The sequence below is a fragment of the Brevibacterium sp. LAARM2_SD2 genome, from assembly GCF_057364785.1.
In genome coordinates this window covers 64,977-79,228 of sequence record NZ_JBNFOM010000006.1, presented here as the reverse complement: position 1 = coordinate 79,228, position 14,252 = coordinate 64,977, and the positions used below count along the sequence as shown (strand labels likewise).

General features: G+C 67.5%; 13 protein-coding genes. 11 read left to right on the top strand and 2 right to left on the bottom strand.

The window, feature by feature from the left end; translation table 11 throughout:
* Nucleotides 1-159: 159 nt before the first annotated feature.
* Nucleotides 160-1,926: a sensor histidine kinase gene (locus AC2W7K_RS05645; RefSeq protein ID WP_486005830.1), complete on the top strand. Its 1,767-nt coding sequence runs from the start codon at nucleotides 160-162 to the stop codon at nucleotides 1,924-1,926.
* Nucleotides 1,910-2,545, top strand: a complete 636-nt coding sequence (locus tag AC2W7K_RS05640) for a response regulator (protein WP_486005829.1) — start codon at nucleotides 1,910-1,912, stop codon at nucleotides 2,543-2,545. Before AC2W7K_RS05645 ends, AC2W7K_RS05640 begins: the two co-directional genes overlap by 17 nt.
* Before the next feature lie 132 nt (nucleotides 2,546-2,677).
* Here the strand turns inward: AC2W7K_RS05640 and AC2W7K_RS05635 are convergent, their stop codons facing one another.
* Nucleotides 2,678-4,111 (bottom strand): alpha,alpha-trehalose-phosphate synthase (UDP-forming), encoded by a 1,434-nt coding sequence (locus AC2W7K_RS05635; protein ID WP_486005828.1) that lies wholly within the window; start codon nucleotides 4,109-4,111, stop codon nucleotides 2,678-2,680.
* A gap of 370 nt (nucleotides 4,112-4,481) precedes the next feature.
* On the opposite strand from AC2W7K_RS05635, the gene AC2W7K_RS05630 reads away from it, so the two are divergent.
* The 8 genes from AC2W7K_RS05630 (at nucleotide 4,482) to AC2W7K_RS05595 (ending at nucleotide 10,355) form a co-directional block, all read left to right on the top strand.
* Complete coding sequence (locus AC2W7K_RS05630) at nucleotides 4,482-4,754, top strand: GlsB/YeaQ/YmgE family stress response membrane protein (protein WP_137824771.1); 273 nt, start codon at nucleotides 4,482-4,484, stop codon at nucleotides 4,752-4,754.
* Nucleotides 4,755-5,039: 285 nt separating this feature from the next.
* On the top strand, nucleotides 5,040-5,612 hold the full coding sequence (locus AC2W7K_RS05625) for a TetR-like C-terminal domain-containing protein (RefSeq protein ID WP_486005827.1): 573 nt from the start codon (nucleotides 5,040-5,042) through the stop codon (nucleotides 5,610-5,612).
* A gap of 138 nt (nucleotides 5,613-5,750) precedes the next feature.
* Nucleotides 5,751-6,803: a hypothetical protein gene (locus tag AC2W7K_RS05620; protein WP_486005826.1), complete on the top strand. Its 1,053-nt coding sequence runs from the start codon at nucleotides 5,751-5,753 to the stop codon at nucleotides 6,801-6,803.
* Nucleotides 6,803-7,753, top strand: a complete 951-nt coding sequence (locus tag AC2W7K_RS05615; RefSeq protein ID WP_486005825.1) for a PIG-L deacetylase family protein — start codon at nucleotides 6,803-6,805, stop codon at nucleotides 7,751-7,753. The genes AC2W7K_RS05620 and AC2W7K_RS05615 overlap by 1 nt, the downstream gene beginning before the upstream one ends.
* A complete protein-coding gene (locus AC2W7K_RS05610; RefSeq protein WP_486005870.1) occupies nucleotides 7,645-7,965 on the top strand; it encodes a methyltransferase domain-containing protein in 321 nt (106 codons plus the stop codon). Before AC2W7K_RS05615 ends, AC2W7K_RS05610 begins: the two co-directional genes overlap by 109 nt.
* Complete coding sequence (locus AC2W7K_RS05605) at nucleotides 7,962-8,165, top strand: hypothetical protein (protein ID WP_486005824.1); 204 nt, start codon at nucleotides 7,962-7,964, stop codon at nucleotides 8,163-8,165. Before AC2W7K_RS05610 ends, AC2W7K_RS05605 begins: the two co-directional genes overlap by 4 nt.
* A complete protein-coding gene (locus tag AC2W7K_RS05600) occupies nucleotides 8,165-8,929 on the top strand; it encodes a glycosyltransferase family 2 protein (RefSeq protein ID WP_376911704.1) in 765 nt (254 codons plus the stop codon). The genes AC2W7K_RS05605 and AC2W7K_RS05600 overlap by 1 nt, the downstream gene beginning before the upstream one ends.
* A 229-nt stretch (nucleotides 8,930-9,158) precedes the next feature.
* Nucleotides 9,159-10,355 (top strand): NAD(P)-dependent malic enzyme, encoded by a 1,197-nt coding sequence (locus AC2W7K_RS05595; RefSeq protein WP_198500448.1) that lies wholly within the window; start codon nucleotides 9,159-9,161, stop codon nucleotides 10,353-10,355.
* 131 nt (nucleotides 10,356-10,486) lie between these two features.
* Here AC2W7K_RS05595 and AC2W7K_RS05590 read toward each other — a convergent pair whose 3' ends face one another.
* A complete protein-coding gene (locus AC2W7K_RS05590; RefSeq protein ID WP_198500449.1) occupies nucleotides 10,487-10,909 on the bottom strand; it encodes an organic hydroperoxide resistance protein in 423 nt (140 codons plus the stop codon).
* Between the two features lie 379 nt (nucleotides 10,910-11,288).
* Between AC2W7K_RS05590 and AC2W7K_RS05585 the strand changes: the two genes are divergently transcribed.
* Nucleotides 11,289-14,171 (top strand): SpaA isopeptide-forming pilin-related protein, encoded by a 2,883-nt coding sequence (locus tag AC2W7K_RS05585; protein WP_344258444.1) that lies wholly within the window; start codon nucleotides 11,289-11,291, stop codon nucleotides 14,169-14,171.
* Nucleotides 14,172-14,252: the final 81 nt, after the last annotated feature.

Here is a 14,252-nt window from a genome sequence, read left to right as displayed (position 1 = left end):
CCTCCTCATTGAGTGGTGGACTCGGTGATGTTGGTCGAGTCATGGTGCGTGTCCCCGGCGACCGTGCGCCGGATGGGTGGTCAGTGCACCAAGAGTGGCAAGATTCGTTATCTGAGTCACGGTTGCGTTCATAGTGTTCATGGAGAGAGGAGGGGCGCGATGAGTCCACGACCGCGCGCCGGCCGCCGCGGCCCCCGGCATCTGCCGCTGGCCCGTCGGCTCTTCGTCTCCCAGCTCGTCCTCATCGTCATCGTCTGCGCGGTGCTGAGCATCACGAGCTACGCCTCGACGCGCAGTGCGGCCCGTGACGCCGCCGGTGACCGGGTGCTCAGCATCGCCGAAACGCTCGCCCACGACCCCTACGTCACCGAGGCGGTCGCCGGCCCCGATCCCTCCGCGGCCCTCCAGCCGTATGCGGAGACCGTGGTGAGCACCGCCGACGTCGACTTCGTGACGATCATGGACCGCGACCGCACCCGCTACACCCATCCCGACCCCAGCGAACTCGGCAAGGACTATATCGGCACGATCGACACCGCGCTGAGCGGGCAGAGTCAGACCGAGGAGTACGTCGGCACGCTCGGCCCCTCGATCCGGGCGATCGTCCCGATCGTCGATGACTCCGGCGAGGTCACCGCGATGGTCGCCGTCGGCGTCACGCTCACGGCGATCTCCGTCGCCCAAGCCGCCGCCGTGCCCCAGATCATCATCGTCGCGGCCGTCGCGATCGCCCTCGGCGGACTCGGGTCGTGGATCCTCGCCCGCTACCTGCGCCGGGTCACCCTCGGCTACGGTCCCGAACAGCTCAAGCGCCTCTTCGCGTTCTACGACTCCGCCCTCCACTCCCTGCGCGAGGGGCTCATCCTCATCGACGATTCGGGGCAGCTCGTCCTCTACAACGACGAGGCGGCGACGCTCCTCGACCTGCCCGCGCCCGATGAGAGGCAACCGGTTCCCCTCGCCGAGGTGGCCCTCCCGGCCTCTGTCCGTGCCCTTGTCGAATCCGGTCGGGTCGCCGTCGACGAGACCCACCTCACCGCTGACCGTGTCCTCGTCCTCAGCCAGAAGCCCGCGACCCAACCCGATGACCGCGACCCCGAAGCGACCGGCGGCACCGTCGTCACCCTGCGTGACCGCACGGACTTCTCGGAGCTCGCCGGGGAGCTCGAGACCCTGCGCACCCTCTCCGACGCTCTGCGGGCGCAGACCCACGAGCACGCCAACCGGCTCCACACGGTCTCCACCCTCATCGAGCTCGGCCGCCTCGACGAGGCGCTCGAGTTCGCCGTCCGCGACGAGCAGGAGTCCCAGCGGCTGACGGACACGTTCGTCGACTCCCTCGACGAGCCGTTCATCACCGCGCTGATGATCGGCAAGGCCGCGCAGGCCCATGAGCGCGGCATCGAGTTCACCGTCACCGCCGCCGGTGAACTGCCGCCGGGCAGCCTCGATGCCCGCGACCTCGTGACGATCGCCGGCAACCTCGTCGACAACGCCCTCGACGCCGCCGCCGACTCGGCCGAGCGGCACGTGTGGGCCGACTTCGTCGCCACCGGGGCCGGCGGGGAACTCATCATCACGATCGCCGACACCGGTCCGGGCATCGCCACCGCCGAGGTCGACGCGCTCTTCCGGCTCGGGGCCACAGACAAGGAAGCCCCGCCGGAGGCGGGCGGTCGGGGATTCGGACTCGCGCTCGTCCGCCAGGCGGTGGGCCGCCTCGGCGGGGAGCTCGCCGTCGACTCCGACGCCGGGGCGATCATCACGGTCACCCTGCCGCTGACGGCGGCGACCGACGATGCAGCGGCTCGTGGCGGGCAGGCTGGTGGCGAAGAAGACGGTGGCGCGGCGGATGGCGGCGACGAAACGGCGGACGGCGAAGCCGCCGACGATGACAGGGGAGGACGCGATGGTTCAGAGGTCTGAGGAGCGGGAGCTCACCGTCCTCATCGTCGAGGACGACCCCCTCACCGCCGAGGCGCATGCGGACTTCGTGCGCCGGGTGCCGGGGTTCGCCGTGGCCGGGATCGCACTCGGCGGCGTCGAGGCGCTCGCCCGGTACGACGAGTTCGTCGCCGCCGGTCAGCCCGTCGACATCGTCCTCCTCGACATGAACCTCGTCGACGCCCACGGCCTCGACGTCGCGAAGCGGATGAACAGCCGCAATGTCGGCACCGACATCATCGCGATCACCGCGGTGCGGCACCTCCAGGTCATCCGCGCGGCGATCTCGACGGGGATCACGCAGTACCTCATCAAGCCGTTCGCGTTCGCGGCGTTCCGGGACAAGCTCGAGAACCAGCGGGCCTTCCGGCAGGGTCTGACGGGGGAGGGGTCGCTCGCGACGCAGGAGGCCGTCGACAATGCGCTGAGCGCCCTGCGCTCGGTTCCCCGCGGCCGGCTGCCGAAGGGCCTCATCGAGGAGACCCTGGAAGCGGTCTCCACGGCGGTGCGCACGGCCGACTCACCCGTCTCGGCGACTGAGGTCGCGCGCGCCTCGACCTCTCCCGGGTCACGGTGCGCCGCTACCTCGAACACCTCGTGACGACGAAGCAGGCGATCAAGCAGCCCCGCCACGGCACCCCGGGACGACCGGAGTACGAATACCGCTGGGCGTGACCATCAGCGCTCTGGGTCCGACTGTCTCGACCCGGAGCACCGGCGCAGGGGCCGACGCTCAGATCATCCACTGCGCCGGTGCTGCTGCGGCCGCGGGAGACGCGGCGCTCGGGGCCGGGGCCGCAACGTCCGCCGGGTCTTCCGCCGCCACCTCGGCGAGGTCGCCGGTGAACCTGTTCGCCCACGCATAGACGTCATGGTCGGCGACGACCTCGGCCATCGCGTCGATGCGGGCACGTGCCGCACCGGGATCCATCGCGACCGCCTCGGCGATCGCCTGGACCATCGCCTCCCGGTCATGGGGGTTGACGATGAGGGCATCGGTGAGTTCGTCGGCGGCGCCGGCGAACTCCGAGAGCACGAGCGCCCCGCCCCGACCGGCCCGCGCGGTGACGTACTCCTTCGCGACGAGGTTCATGCCGTCGCGCATCGACGTCGCCAGGAGGACGTCGGCGGCGAGGTACCACGCGATGACCGACTCGAACGCGTAGTCGCGGTGGAGGTAGTGGATCGTCGTCCCGGCGAGCCCCGCGAACTTCCCGTTGATCCGACCCACGGTGCGCTCGATGTCCTCACGCAGCTGCCGGTACGCCGGGATCCTCTCCCGCGAGGGCACCGCCACCTGGACCATCCGCGTCGTCCGCGGATCGAGCGTGCCGTTGTCGAAGAGCTCCTCGAGGGCGAGCAGGCGTTCGAGGATGCCCTTCGTGTGATCGAGCCGGTCGATGCCGAGCAGGAGGGTCTCGGGTGCGCCGAGGTCGGCGCGGATGCGCGCGGCCTCCGCCTGGGCTTCCGCGCTGCCGGCGATCTCCCGGATGTGGCCGACGTCGACGGAGACGGGGTAGGCGTCGATGACCGTCGCCGAGGCGGTCGATCCGGAGCCGAGCAGGGCCGCGCAGGCGGCCTCGAAGTTCCGCACGTCCCGCCGGCGCTGGAAGCCGATGACATCGGCGCCGAGGATGCCGTCGAGGATCTCCGTGCGCCACGGCAGCTGGGCGAAGAGATCGACGGACGGGAACGGAATGTGGGAGAAGAACCCGATGCGCACATCGGGGCGCAGCTCCCGCAGCAGCCGGGGGACGAGCTGGAGGTGGTAGTCGTGGATCCAGACCGTGGCACCGGGCGCGCAAACCTCAGCGGTCACCTCGGCGAAGCGCCGGTTCACCGCGACATAGGCCTCCCACCACGAGCGGCGGAACTGCGGGGTCGAGACATTGGCGTGGTAGAGCGGCCAGAGCGTCGCGTTCGCGAACCCCTCATAGTAGGCGTCGATCTCCGCTGAGCCCAGGGCCACGGGGATGAGGGGCATCCCGTGGTGTGTGCGCGGCTCTTCGGCGGTCTCCCCGCCGGCCCAGCCGACCCATGCGCCGAGGCTGTGCTCGGTGACCGGCGTCAGTGCCGTGACCACACCGCCGGGCGATGCCCGCCAGGCATCGGCGGCGCGTTCGCACGGCAGCCTGTTGGCCACCACGACATAGGGATGTGTGTTCATGCCTACCCACGACCTCGTCTGTTCGAAACGCGCGCGCCGGGCGCGGCGCAGCGCTCGTCGCGACGAGAATACGCCTCTATTTTTACGTTGTAAAAGTATGAAATAAAACAGCTGGTGGACGCCCGGTTTCCACCGGCCTCTACGGCGTAAGATGGAGTTTGTTGGTTAATGGTCTGAACATGGATTACAGTGTAAGCAAGCGGTCAGGTTCAGCGCCTGATTGCGGTGACGCTGACCGTCCCTGCGCCTCTGCGCTCCGGGTGCCGCGGCACGTCGCGCGCACCCGCGCGACGCATCGCGCCGAGACCTCAGACGCAGGTCGTGGGCACGGTCGGCACCGTGCTGGACAACAACATAAGGAAATAAGCTCATGGGTTTCATTGCATACCTCATCCTCGGCCTCATCGCCGGCGCCATCGCCAAGGCGATCCTGCCGGGTCGTCAGGGCGGCGGCTGGATCGCCACCCTCATCCTCGGCGTCCTCGGCGCCCTCGTGGGCGGCTGGCTCGGCGGGATGATCTTCGGAGTCGAGATGGACGCGTTCTTCTCGCTCTCGTCGTGGCTGTGCGCGATCGGCGGATCGCTCATCGTCCTCGTCATCTGGGGACTGATCACCGGTCGTTCGCGCGCGGCGCGGGACTGAATCAGCCGCCTGTGATGATCGCTTGATCAGCCCTGCCGGTGGGCGCGTTCTGTGGACTAAACTGAGCCGAGAACGCGTCCGCCGGTCACGGGTCGGGCGCGGTCGCACGTGAAGTGCAGGACCTCGCGACAGATGGAGGGACGGGGCAGCCCCTCGCACCTCTGATCAGTGATTCCAGGAGTAGTCATGGCCCGCCAGCGTTTGCGCCAAGAGGACATTGTCAAGGCAGCGATTGCCTACATCGATGAATTCGGCGTCCAATCGCTCTCTATGCGGAGGTTGGGAATGTCGCTCGACGTCGAGGCGATGGCACTGTACAACTACGTTTCCGGACGCGAACAGCTCGTGTCCCTCGCCGTCGACGAGCTCATCGACGACCTCTTCGACGAAGAGCTCATGCAGGAGCAGCCCGAATCCTGGGAGGCGTTCCTGCGCTTCGTCGCCACCGCGATGCGCGATCTCGCACTCGGCCATCCGCGGATGTTCCCCCTGATGATCACGCAGCCGCCGGAAGCGCCCTGGCTGCGCCCGCCGCTGCGCAGCGTGCGCTGGGTCGACTACTTCCTCACCGCGCTCACCGAGTACGGCTTCTCCGACGACCGCGTCGTCGACACCTACAAGGCGTTCACGAGCTTCCTCCTCGGTCAGCTCGTCCTCGAGGTCTCGGCGATGGGCATCGACATCGCCTCGGCCGTCGATGATGATGCCGATGCCGACAGCGACGAGGACGAGGGACTCTCCGAGTACCCGACGCTCAAGCGGCTGCAGGGCAAACTCGCCGAAGACCACTCGGACCGCGAATTCGACGACGGCCTCGACGATCTCATCGAGCGCATCCGCGCGATCAAGGACACGTAAGCACCAGCACTGCCGCTGTCGCACTTCCGCGCGCCGCGCGGCACCGCAGTCGACCCGGCACCCACCCCTCGCGACCTCCGATGGGGGCGCGAGGCGACCCCGCACCCGTGACCCCTGCTTCCCAAGGACGGTCTCCTCATGCACACCTCCACCACCGCCTCACCATTCACGCTCATCACCGATCCGCTCACCCCGTGGTGGGAGCCGGACCTCGCCTCCGACCGCGGCACCGCGCTCGTCAGCTGCGTGAACAACAGCGCGCCGGTGCGCAAGATGATCACCGGGCTGCAGGAGTTCTGGGGTCTGAGCGGGACCTCGACCCAGCTCGAGCAGTGGGACGCACTCGCCGCGACCGCGGCGATCGACGTCGCGGCGGCCCGTATGCTCGAACCGCATCTCGACGCCCTCGGCATCCTCGCCGAGGCGGGGGCCGGCACGCCTGAACCCGGCACGACGTGGGGTGTCTTCGCCGCCGAGGCGCCGGGCACCGTCCTCAGCGCCATCGACCTCGACGAGGGGACGGTCCATCTCATCGGGGAGAAGCCGTGGTGCTCCCTGGCCTCCCAGCTCTCCCACGCCATCGTCACCGCCTACCACGGGCAGATGTCGCGGGCCTTCGCCGTGAGCCTCACCGATCCCGGCGTGCACCCGTCGACGGCGCCGTGGCCGAGCCTCGGGCTCAGCGAGATCCCGAGCGGGTCGGTGACCTTCGACTACGCCCAGGCCACCGTCGTCGGGCCCACCGGCTGGTACCTCGACCGACCGTCGTTCGCGTGGGGCGGGATCCGGGTCGCCGCGTGCTGGTTCGGCGGTGCCCTGGGCCTGGCCCGGAGTGCCGCACAGCGACACTTCGCCCGCCCGCAGCCCTCCCCGCTGGGCAACCTCACGCTCGGACAGCTCGACGCGGAGATCTTCGCCGCCCGCTCGGCCCTCGCCCAGGCAGCCCAGGCCGCCGACGGCTCCGAGGCCTACACCCGCGACGAGGCCTGGGAGCTGGCCCTGCGCGTGCGCAACATCGTCTACCGCGCGTCCCAGCGGATCGCGCAGCTCGCCCGCGAACTCGCCGGCCCCGCCGCCCTGACCGGCGATCGGAGCTTCGCGAAGGCCGATGCCGACCTCACCGTCTACCTCAGCCAGCATCACGGGGCCCGCGACGAGGCGGCGCTCGGCGACGCGATCGTCACCGGCTGATGTTCACCCACCTCGAGACCGGCACCTCGGAAGACGCGTGGATCCGCGCCAAGGTCCGTGACCTTCCGCGCCTGCAGGAGTGCGGCGGATCCGTCGTCGTGCTCCTCGCCCACCCCGATGACGAAGCGCTCGGCTGTGCGGCACTGCTGCGCCGCCTCGGCGAGACCGACGCCCACGTCACCGTCCTCCTCTTCACGGCGGGGGAGAACTCCCACCCGGGGTCCCCGACGCACACCCCGGACGAGCTCAGGACGATCCGCCTCGACGAGTTCGATGCGGCGCTCTCCGGACTCAACCCGACGGCGGCGAGCACCCTCTACGACCTCGGCGACGGGGCGCTGGCGGCCCACCGGGAGACGATCCTCGCCGAGGTGATGGCCGCGACCGCGGACCTGCCCGGTCCGCTCACCATCGTCGCCCCGCACCATGCGGACGGTCACAGCGATCATGACGCCGTCGGTGAGGTCGCCCGCGAGGTCGGGCGGCTGCGGGCAGCGACCGTCCTCGAGTTCCCGATCTGGTACTGGCATTGGGCCGACCCCGACGATGCCGCCTGGCGGTCGTGGCGCTTCCTGCCCGACCCGGACGGCCTCGACCGGGAGGCGCTGTGGGCGCACTATCCGTCCCAGATGGAGGATCTCTCGGATGCCCCCGGCGACGAGGCGATCCTCCCGCCCGATGTCCTCGCGCACTTCGCGCGCGGGGGAGACACCTTCGCCGTGACCCGATTCGCCGGGGAGGAGCAGGAGCCGCCGGAGGCCGCCGAGGCGGTGGCGAACGATGCGCGGACCGCCGAGGCCGTCTTCGACCGCGTCCACACCGAGCGGTCGACCCGTGGGAGCTGCGGTCATCGGACTACGAGATCGCGAAGCGCGCGGCACTGCTGCGGGCGCTGCCGGGCGGCCGGTACTCCCACATCCTCGAGATCGGCAGCTCGATCGGGGCACTGAGCCGGGAGCTCGCCGACCGTGCCGACCACGTCACCGCGATCGACGCGAGCGCCCGGGCGCTGGCAACGGCACGCGGCCTCTACCCCGACGTCGCCAACCTCGACTTCACGCGGATGACGATCCCCGACGACTGGCGGCCGGCCGCTTCGACTGCGTCGTCCTCGCCGAGACCGGCTACTACCTCTCCCGGGAACAGCTGCGCCGCACAATGAAAAGGATCGAGTCCAGCACGACGGCGGACTTCACCCTCGTCCTCTGCCACTGGCGCGGCGAGATCACCGACTGGCCGCTCGACGCTGAGAGCGTCCACGAGATGTGCCTCGCGTACTGGCCCGACGCCGCCCTCGTCCACCACCCGGCCGCGGAGTACCGACTCGACGTCCTGACGATCGCGGCGAAGGAACGCGCCTGATGACGGTGCCTGAGCACGTCGTCGTCATCGTTCCCGCGCACAACGAGGCAGCGGAGATCGAAGGCTGTCTGCGCTCGATCCTCGCCGCGGCCGACGCCGGTGCAAGCCCTGGCCTGTCCGTGCGCATCATCGCCGTCGCCGATGACTGCACGGACGCGACCCTGAGCATCATCGACCGCGTCGCCGCCGACCGGCCTGAGGTCATCCCCCTCGTCGTGCCCTACGGCAACGTCGGCCGGGCCCGCAATGCCGCCGGACAGCTCGCCCTCGAGTGGGCGGCCGAGGGATCCGGGGACCCGGGCGCTGCCGATCTGTGGCTCGCTTTCACCGATGCCGACAGCCGGGTGCCGACCAACTGGCTGGTCTCCCATCTCGCGCATGCCCGCCGCGGCGCCGACTGCGTCGTCGGCACCGTCGCACCGCGGACCGAGCCGGGCAATGCCGACCTCGTCTCCGCGTGGTACTCACTCCACCGGCTCGCCGACGACCACGACCACGTCTTCGGGGCGAACCTCGGCATCCGCGGCTCCGTCTTCGCCGCGGTCGGGGGCTGCCCTCCCGACAGCGTGGGGGAGGATGAGGCCCTCGTCGCCGCCGTCACCTCGGCGGGCAGGGTCGTCCACCGGACCGATGACTGTCGGGTGATCACCTCGGCGAGACTCCAGGGCCGCTGCCACGGCGGGTTCGCCGCCTACCTGCGCGACCTCGTGCGCGACGGTCACTCCGAACGTCACCTGACGGTCACCTCGGCGAGGGAGGAATAGGCGCTGCCATGGGTTATGCTGGCACGACGCATGACCGATCCTGCCCACTCGCGGGGATGGTCGTGCGCCGCGTCGGCCACGCCCCGCACCCGGGACGGGACGCCGCGCGCAGCCGTCACCATCCACCCTCCCGGCGACCGCACCGCAGCTCCGACGATGTGGAGCGCGCTTCGATGACCACGACGACGGCCACCTCGGTGGCCCGCTCACCCGATCGCGAGGAAGAACGATGACGACACCGACCGACGACTCCGCTGCCGGCACGAAGGAACGGACCCCGGCCTCCGCCATCACCGACGATGAGATCTTCGCCGGACACCACGGCGGCAAACTCGACGTCGAGCTCTCCCGCCCGCTCCAGACCCAGCGCGACCTCTCGATCGCCTACACCCCCGGCGTCGCCAAGGTCTGCACCGCGATCGCCGAGGAGCCGGAGCGGGCGAAGGAGCTGACGTGGACCGGCCGCCTCGTCGCCGTCATCTCCGACGGCTCGGCAGTGCTCGGCCTCGGCGACATCGGGGCGACCTCCTCGCTGCCGGTGATGGAGGGCAAGTGCGCGCTGTTCAAGCGCTTCGCCGGCCTCAACGCGATCCCCATCGTCATCGACACGAACGACGTCGACGAGATCGTCCAGACGATCGAGCGGATCTCACCGACCTTCGGGGCGATCAACCTCGAGGACATCTCCGCGCCCCGCTGCTTCGAGATCGAAGACCGGGTCAAGGCCGCCCTCGACATCCCCGTCATGCACGATGACCAGCACGGCACCGCCATCGTCGTCCTCGCGGCGCTGATGAACGCGGCCAAGGTCGTCGGCAAGGACATCGAGCAGCTCAAGGTCGTCATCTCCGGCTCCGGCGCGGCAGGTGTCGCGGTGACGAAGATCCTCCACGAGGCGGGTGTCTCCGACATCGTCGTCCTCGACTCGAATGGCGTCGTCGAATCCGGACGCGAGGACCTCACCCCGACGAAGCAGGCGATCGCTGAGAACTCGAATCCGCGCGGTGTGAGCGGGGGAATGGAGGCATCGCTCGACGGTGCCGATGTGTTCATCGGCCTGTCCTCGGGCACGGTCGATCCGCGGCTGCTCGCGGGAATGGCCGATGACGCGATCATCTTCGCGCTCTCGAACCCCAACCCCGAGGTGGCCCCCGACGTCGCCGCCCAGTACGCGACCGTCGTCGCCACCGGCCGCAGCGACTTCCCGAACCAGATCAACAACGTCCTCGCGTTCCCCGGTGTCTTCCGCGGTGCGCTCGACGCCGACGCCACCTACATCACCGAGGAGATGAAGCTCGCGGCCGCGAGCGCGATCGCCGCCCTCGTCGGCGACGACCTCGCCCCGGACTATGTGGTCCCCGGCGCGATGGACGAACGTGTGGCCCCCGCGGTGGCCGCAGCGGTGGAGGCTGTGGCGCGGGGGTGAGGGGCATGGTGCGCGGGTGACGACTCAGTGCTGACCGCGATGTGAGATCTGTTCAACACATCGGCTCGCGTGTCCTCACGTCGGTGAGGACACGCGGGCCGATCGCTCTTCAGGGTGGGGAATCGGCGAGTTCAGTCGTCGGTGATGGTGAGTGTCACGTCGATATTGTTCCGCGTCGCATTCGAGTACGGGCACACCTGGTGGGCCTTCTCGGCGATCGACTGAGCCTCGGCCGGGTCGAGGTGGGGGAGGGTGATCTCGAGTTCGACGGCGAGCTGGAATCCGCCGTCGCCGTTGTCGCCGATGCTCACCTTCGCGCCCACTGCGGAGTCGTCGACGTTCGCGCCTTCCCGGCGGGCGACGACCCGCATTGCCGAATGGAAGCACGCGGCGTAGCCGACGGCGAAGAGCTGTTCGGGGTTCGTGCCCGCGCTCGAACCGCCCATCTCGGTGGGAACCGCGAGGTCGACGTCGAGCTTGCCATCGCTCGTGCGCCCGTGCCCGTCGCGTCCTTCGCCCGTGGCGAGTGCTTCTGCTGTGTAGATGGCCTTCATCAAGTGTCCTTTCAACGCTGGTTCGACGCCGTGCTCGACAGGGGTCTGCACCGGCAGACCGCCCGACGAAGACGGTGATGGGAGCCTATTCCGTTGTCAAGACGTGACCTATGCCATTACCGCTCGATGCAGATTCCGGACAGCGACATCACAGGGAATCTTGCAAAAGTTATCGTTTCGTTACCGAAATCATCCTTCTGCATAGTAAATTATTGAACTATCGGCCTGACCTAAGCGTGAGCTTCACACAGTCCGAGTTTCTGCAGTGAATCTGCTCAGCCCTCCCATGGCTTCTCTGTCCCCGCTTGCAACACGATTTAGGAACGATATGGCGTCGAACAAGCCCATATTCCCCGTGGCATCTCGCCGTCTCCGAACCATGGCCGCTCCCGCTCGGGTGATCCTTGCCATGCTCGCGGTCCTCATCGCGCTCGCGGTCATGGGTGGAGTGGTCACCGCGCCGACTGCTGCGCACGCAGCAAACACCGGTTCGAGCCTGGGGTCAGGACCGTCGAGCAGCGCGCCGAAGACCGAGGACTCAGAGCCTAAGGACAGCGGCATGTCCTCCGAGCCGGGCCTCGGTGAGCAGGAGCCGACACCGTCGAAGTCGGAATCCGTGGATACCGACCCTGGATCTGACGGTACAGAGCCGACGCAAATGCCCAGAGTGGATGCTCAAGCCGTGATCGCCTGCGCGCCGGGTAACGTGTACTCGGTCAATAGAGGCGGAGAACTGAGCCATATTGCGTCAAACGGCAACGTGACCCGTGTCGGTGGACCTTCATCGGGCACGACATTCACTCAACTCAACGGGGTGGGTATCAGCTCCGGGGGAACTGGTATATACGCTTTCGACCGGACGAGCAACACCGTCGCAGCGTTCCAGAAGTTTGATCTGACGAACGATGTTTGGCGACCATTTGGGCAGAGTTTCAACGCGGCAAGTTCCCCCGGAAACTTCGCCGGCTCTCTTGTGGCGGGCGCCGTCGACCTGAAAACTGGCAACTACTTCTTCGGAGGGTACGAGCAGAATGCTCAGGTCTTCAAGCTCTGGCGGTTGAACACCACCAATGGAGCCGTCACGTATCTGGGGGCTGTATCGACTCCGGGCGCCGGAACAGGAGCCAACGGCGACATTGCTTTCGACAGCTCCGGAAATCTCTACATTCTGCGGAACGAGAACCGTAATGCGACCACCGTGGAAACCAAGATCTTCAGCGTGAAGGACGACGCCCTCGCGGCTGCCAACGGGACGTCTCTTGCTGCCTCGGCGAGTGCGTCACTAAGTACTGTCGCGGGGGTCAACGGGGTTGCGTTCGATGCGAATGGTAAGGCGTATGTCGGGGCCGGAAACAACGTCACGACATATGACACTCCGGCATGGACTGCGGCTGGAACACTGACCACCCAGTTGCCGGGCACAACTGATCTCGCTTCGTGCTCTTCGCCAGCGTCGATTACGCTCGAGAAGGATGTCAAGAACCGCGTCAACTCAGGGGATCAGTTCAACCTTCGTCTCGACCAGGGCACGACCAACCTCGGGACGGCGACGACCACTGGCAGTGCGCGAGGCGTCCAGTCGGAGAGGGTCGGACCGCTTCCGGCTGCACGCAATTCGACGATCAGGTTCTCAGAGACCGGTTCGGGTTCAGCAGATTTGAGTCGATATTCGTCTACCTACCAGTGTTTTTCCGACGGTCGGGAGATCAGTGGAGCGTCCGGAACGGGGACGTCAGGAACGATCACGATTCCGGCAACCGGCAACGAGATCGTCTGTCGCATCTCGAATACGCCTCTGACTGCCAACGTCACGATCAACAAGAAGACCCAGAATGCATCGGGCGGTAACGAGCAGAACGCTCAAGGGTGGACCGTGGGCTCTCGCGCAATTGCGACCACGGGAAGTGTGACTCAGGCACCGACGGGCACCACGCAGACGACTGATGCAAGCGGCAACGCAAGGTGGACTCTGACATTCGGTTCGGCCGCGTCGCGTGCGAACATTGCGATCTCGGAGACGCAACAAGGCAATTATCGTTTCGTCAGTGGTACGTGTCGCATCACGCGACTTGACGGAAGTACGCAGACGACGACTCTCACGAATGAGAACGCGCAGAATCTCGGTTCCATTGTTCAGCCCGGCGATGACGTCCAATGCAATTACGTCAACCGAATCAAGGACGCCACCGTCAAGGTCGACAAGTCCTGGAACATCAACGGCCAGACCTATGCCAACGGCAGTCAGCCCGAGGGGATCAGTGCGAAGCTGCTCCTCGACCCCGCGGGTCAGCCAGCCAGTGACCCTGCCTTCGGGCAGACGCGTACTGGCTTCGGTTTCGGTGACTCCGTGAAGATCGGCGAAACCACGACGATCGATGCGGCGAGGTTCCCCGGCTGCGCTCTCAAGTCGAAGACAATTAGCGGTACGGGCATCACCGGCACGGTGCCGCTGACGGACAACTTCAGCACGACGCTGGCGGCAGCGGCGAACTCCTACACGGTAACGAACACCGTCGAATGTCAGACACTGACGATCGTCAAGGATGTGAAGAACGACAACGGCGGCACTCTCACTTCTGCCGATTGGAACCAGAACCTCTTCGCGAGCCCGGGCAGCGGCAGTCGCCTGACCTACAACTCGGGAGAACGGAAGTTCGTTCCCACTGGTTCGTACACCATTTCGGAGACCACCCTGGCCGGCTACGACCAGGAGTCCATCCGCTGCACCGGGGGCACCTACAATGACGCCACGAAGACCGTGGCGATCGCAGCCGGTCAGAACGCGACGTGCACCGTGACGAACAACGACTCCGGTGGAACCGTTGCGTGGGAGAAGGTCAACGGCAGCGGAGATTTCCTCGACGGCTCCGAATGGACCCTGCGCGGTCCCGGCGGCTCCGAAGTCGCGATTCAGGACTGTGCCGCGAACTCGGTCGATCAGTGCACCGGACGCGACCGCAACCCGGCTGCAGGCAAGTTCCGCATCGAGGAACTCGCTTGGGGCGACTACACCCTCGTTGAGACGCGTTCCCCTGCCGGCTACGTCCTCGACGAGACCGAACAGACGTTCTCCATTACTCGCGAACGACTCGACCACCAGTTCGGTGAGCCGTTCGTCAACGAGCAAGCCGAATCTCCGACGCTGCCCCTCACAGGTGGCACCGGAACCCTCGGCTACATCATCGGCGGGGCGGTTCTCGTCCTGAGCTGCGCAGCGGGCGCGTACTGGCTCCAACGCCGACGGTCACAGGGAAGGAGCTGACTCTTCATCCCAGCACCTTCACGGTGCATGGCTGAGGCGCCCCTCAGCCCCCATGCACCACCAAACAACAACCACGCGATC